Here is a 4,780-nt window from a genome sequence, read left to right as displayed (position 1 = left end):
GGCCAAGCGTCTCTATCGCGTCGATGAAGGCGCCCAGCGTAAGCGTAGACTCGAGATAATCACGTGCCTGCTGTAGCGCTCGCGTGGGATTCGGGGAGCCATCGAGGTTGGTCAGAAGGCGGTTTCCTTCCTTGCTCGTCACGGCGATGCGGCGCGATGTACGGGCGTCGATTAGAAAGTCCATGAAGTCGATACCCCAAACGACTACCTTGGGTACGACTTTGGAGCCGGCATTGTCATTGGCTAGAACGTGTTGCAGAAAGCGTACGGTGGTCTCGGTACCGGTGCCCGGCAAAGCCAGATTGAATACGGGACGCGAGTCCGCCGGCCAAGCCTCGTATTCGGGATCGAAGCCGACTTCCGCGCGCGAATTGCCGAGAATCAAGCCACGTGGCTGCACACGCAAGACCTGGTAAGCCTTGGCCATGGTTCCATGAGCGCCTGCACTGGGCTTAATGCGGTTGAATCCAGGTTCGTCCACCAATCTGAACAAGCCATAGGGGTCCGCCACGAGGTTGCATGCCGCCACCGCCAACAACATCGTCCCGGTCAAGATCAGCCAAAACTGGAGGTAGCGCTTCATGAACGGTTCGAGACTTTCAGAACTGGAAATAAAGAAATTCGCTCGGTCGGGTCAGCGACAATAAGCCGGAGGCCAGCACAAAAGCCATCGCCAGCGCCCATCGCCATTCGGCCGACCAAGCGAGGCGCGAACCGTCGGCCTTCGAGTGATAGTCCAAAAACGGCCTGAAACGCTGCATGATCTGCTGGGTATTGGGCGCCAGGAATACGATTGGCAGGAGTACGGCGAGCCAAACGAAATTCATGAGGAACTCGTGGCCTCCACCGGGCGTGAACACTATTCCCAATTCACCGAGCCATGCCGCCACCGGGCCAATGCGCAACGCAACGGCGTCCGGTAGAGTGACGCCGTTCAACCCGGCCATGCTGTGCAGAATAGATAGCGCGCCGGCTACAGTCGGCGCACGAAAGAAAACCCAGCCCAACAGAACGGCCAGGAATGTCAGGGTCACGCCCAGGATGCGTCCGCCGATCGAGGTGCGGGCGGGATCGTGGCCCAAGCGAGCGCGGAGCGCCTGCCAAACTTGATGAATAATCAGATACAGGCCGTGCAGACCGCCCCACAAGACGAATGTCCAGCCCGCGCCGTGCCAAAGTCCGCCCAGTAACATAGTGGTCATCAGATTGACATAGCGGCGGACCGGTCCCTTTCTGTTGCCGCCCAATGGAATGTAGAGATAGTCGCGCAGGAACCGAGACAGAGTCATGTGCCAGCGGCGCCAGAAGTCGGCGATGTTGACCGCTTTATAGGGCGAATTGAAATTGATCGGCAGACGTACGCCGATCATATATGAGAGCCCGATCGCCATATCGGAGTAACCCGAGAAATCGAAATAGAGCTGTAAGCTGTACGCCAACGTACCGCCCCAGGCTTGAAAGAGGCCGAGAACCTCCCCTCTCTCGGCGGCGTCGAATACCGCCGAGACATAGGGAGCGACACCATCGGCCAGGCCGACTTTCTTGAACAAGCCCATGGCAAAAACCGTCAGCCCGACCGTCAGGTGCTCGTGGCTGAAACGATACGTCGATGCCTGGCCGAACTGGGGCATCATTTCCTTATGATGCAATACCGGACCAGCGATCAGATGCGGGAAATAAGTCACGAACAAACTATAGTGGACGAAATCGAATTCCTTGGCTTCGCCTCGAGCGGCATCCACGAGGAAGGCAATCTGGGTGAAGGTGAAAAACGAAATGCCGAGAGGTAGGACGATTTCAGCAATGCCATGGCTAGTGCCGAAGACGGCATTGACGCTATCGATGAAAAAATTCGCGTACTTGTAGTACCCGAGCAACGCGAGATCCACCGTTATCCCTAGTGTTAGAAACCGCTTGCGGCGGATGGAGCCGATGTCGTTGCCGCGTGCGATCGCGTAGCCGACCAGATAGTTGAAAACGATGGAGGCGAGCAGAAGGCCGAGATATGCCGGGTTCCACCAGCCATAGAAGAGCAGGGATCCGGCGGTCAGCCAAAGGGCGGCGAGTCGCCGACTGTGGCGCCCCAATCGGAAAAAAGCGAACAGCAGGACGGGTAGAAAGAAAAACAGGAATTCGACCGAGTTGAATAACATTTCTTCTATTTGTTTTCCGATGCGCGCTTACGGCGACGTATCTTACATGGCCTATATATAAATATCCTAGGTTCCGAAAAGAGCGGGCGATCCGAACGGCCATAACAATTTTAGGCGAAGCCATGACGCATGGTCGCCCACGTTTTTCCCGCGATTCGATTCGTGCGGCGCGCGACGCCGCACCGACGCCTGTTACCTTAGCGGCAATGCGATTGAGAAGTCGGATTCAAACTACTCGATCAGCGCCAGCGCAGGACCAAACGCCGCTCATCGAGCGTTTCCACGGCTCCGCCGAACTTGTCGGTTTCCCGGTCGAGCCGGTCCCGAATCCAGCGGAAGTCATCCGCGGAAGGTCGGTTCAAGCGAAACTGCCTCATGTGCAGCGGGACCATTTCGAGATCCGACAGTGTTCCGTCGGCGGGATTCACGGTCGGGAAATACATCAGCGCCAAATCGCCCCGGAAGGATTCGTAGCCTTCGATGCCCTCGTAATCGCTGATGAAATCGCCGCAGCCGTAGAGGATGAGCTTGTCCCGGTAAACCTCCACGGCCTTGGGATGGTGGGACGAATGGCCGTGGATCACGTCGACGCCGGCTTCGTCGATCAATGCATGCGCGAAACGTCGCTGCTCGTCGGGAATCGCGTAGCCCCAATTGCCGCCCCAGTGTATGGATGCCACGACGATGTCCCGCTCCTGTTTGATGTGTCTTATTCGATCGGCAAGCCGATGCGCGGTTTCGAACGACAAATCCGGCAGCCAATTCACGCCGGGCTTGTCGTCCGCCGCTGCCCATTCGGGCGGGATTCCGCTCGAATCGCAGCCGAAGCCGAAAACCAGGACACGCCCCTTGCCGGCCAGATTCAGTACCGCCGGGGCTTCCGCTTCCCGGCTGTTTCGGCCGGCACCCGCGGTTTTCAGCGAGGCTTGTTTCAAGGTGTCCAAAGTGTCGGCCAGCCCTTGATAGCCCCAGTCGAGCACATGATTGTTGGCCAGTACGCAGCAATCGATCCGGGCAGCGGTGAGGCAGGGGGTGTTGGCCGGATGCATCCGGTAGTTGATGCCTTTGTCGGGCCAGTACTCGTCGCTGGCAGTGATCGCCGTCTCGAGGTTGATCACGCGAACATCCGGTCCGGCACGCTCGAGTTCAGCGAGGGCATCGCCCCAAACGTAGGAGAAATCGGCGGGTTGAGAGATGGGGCCATTGAGCCGTTCCGCCAGCTTGACGTATATCTTGGCGTTCCTGACATAGGGCTCGTAGAGCTGGGGATCGCTAGGCTGCGGCAGGATCTGGTCTATGCCCCGGCCGGTCATCACGTCGCCGCACAAAAAAAGCTTGGTTCTGTGGGGAGTCTGTTCCATGGGAGAAACCTCTTTCCCGTAGAGTTGTCGAAACGGTTCGCGGGCGGCGAGCAGGCCCGGGCCGGCAATCCCGTAGCGTAAGAGAAACTTTCGGCGACTGCGGTTCATAGATCATCCCGTTTTCCGTCGACATAATCCGGCTTTGGTTTCAGCCGATAGCATCGGGAATCTTCCGTGTCTACCGGTAAAGTTTGTTATGCTCTAGGCGTAAGCCTTTCGACGGCTGCTGCCCGTCGGCGGATTTCACCCGGCGGCGCGGACCGAGTTCGGATCGAAACGAACATCGATCATGACAACGATCGTCAAACCCGTCGCACGAACTCGACATTAGATCGAGGTAAAAGATATGACCGACGACGACCTAAAATTATTTCAGCAAGAAATGGCCGATGTGCGGCCCATCGATCAATCCGGCCGAGCCATTCTGACCCATCGCGAGGCGCCCACGCCCGGCCAGCTTTACAGGCGCGAATCGGCCCAGCGCGGTACCGCCTTCGATGAAAACCAGCTTCCGACGGCGTTCGTCGAATTCGTTCATCCCGAGGCCATCATCAGTTTCAAACGCGACGGCATTCAAAACGGCGTCTTTCGCAAGCTGCAGCAGGGCGGCTACATGATCGAAGCCATGTTGGACTTGCACGGTCTGACGGTGGAGCAGGCGCGCCACGAAGTCTATCGATTCATCCGTGACTGCGTGCGCCACGACGTGCGATCGGCTCTGATCAGCCACGGCAAGGGACGCGGTAACAAGGAGCAGAAGCCCTTGCTGAAGAGCTATCTGACGCGTTGGCTGCCGATGTTTCCCGAGATTATGGCTTTTCACAGCGCGCAGAAGTGGCACGGCGGCGCCGGCGCCGTGTATCTGCTGCTCCGCAAGAGCGAGAAACAGAAGGAAAAAACCCGCGAACGCCTGGGGTTGTCCTCGGGCAAACCCGTACCCTGACCGTCGCAGCAGATGCGTCGAGAAGGGATTCCCGATCTACTACTTCCGCATCCCGCTTTACGCTGGTTCCCAAACTCCCGTTTGGGAACCTATTTCGAGACGCTCCTGCGTCTCGATTCGCATGCGGCTGCGAGAAGCCGGAGCTTCTCGGGCATAGCGCCCAAGCGGAGCTCTCAGCTTTATACGCAAGTGTCTGCGTGATTCGAATAATGCCTCCGAATCCGTCATTCCGGCAGGGATGCCGGAATCCAGTGCCAAGGAGGGTAGCTCCCCGATCTCCACAAATTTATCGATGAACTCGTGAACCTCTCTCGATAAACAAC

Annotated in this window: 3 protein-coding genes and 1 pseudogene; 1 reads left to right on the top strand and 3 read right to left on the bottom strand. The window is 57.9% G+C overall.

The window, feature by feature from the left end; genetic code table 11:
• The 3 genes and pseudogenes from ABJK70_RS20420 to ABJK70_RS20410 form a co-directional block, all read right to left on the bottom strand.
• Positions 1 to 583: pseudogene (locus tag ABJK70_RS20420) on the bottom strand (hypothetical protein); the annotation flags it as partial.
• Between the two features lie 16 nt (positions 584 to 599).
• Complete coding sequence (locus ABJK70_RS20415; RefSeq protein WP_133718354.1) at positions 600 to 2,153, bottom strand: MBOAT family O-acyltransferase; 1,554 nt, start codon at positions 2,151 to 2,153, stop codon at positions 600 to 602.
• 239 nt (positions 2,154 to 2,392) lie between these two features.
• Positions 2,393 to 3,622, bottom strand: a complete 1,230-nt coding sequence (locus ABJK70_RS20410; RefSeq protein WP_347258929.1) for a CapA family protein — start codon at positions 3,620 to 3,622, stop codon at positions 2,393 to 2,395.
• 238 nt (positions 3,623 to 3,860) lie between these two features.
• Between ABJK70_RS20410 and smrA the strand changes: the two genes are divergently transcribed.
• Positions 3,861 to 4,457: a DNA endonuclease SmrA gene (gene smrA / locus ABJK70_RS20405; protein WP_156881105.1), complete on the top strand. Its 597-nt coding sequence runs from the start codon at positions 3,861 to 3,863 to the stop codon at positions 4,455 to 4,457.
• Positions 4,458 to 4,780 lie beyond the last annotated feature (323 nt).

Source organism: Methylocaldum sp. (assembly GCF_039794385.1).
In the GTDB taxonomy this organism is placed as follows: Bacteria; Pseudomonadota; Gammaproteobacteria; order Methylococcales; family Methylococcaceae; genus Methylocaldum.
Note: the sequence above shows the minus strand (reverse complement) of the source record. Positions and strands in the feature narration are given on the sequence as shown.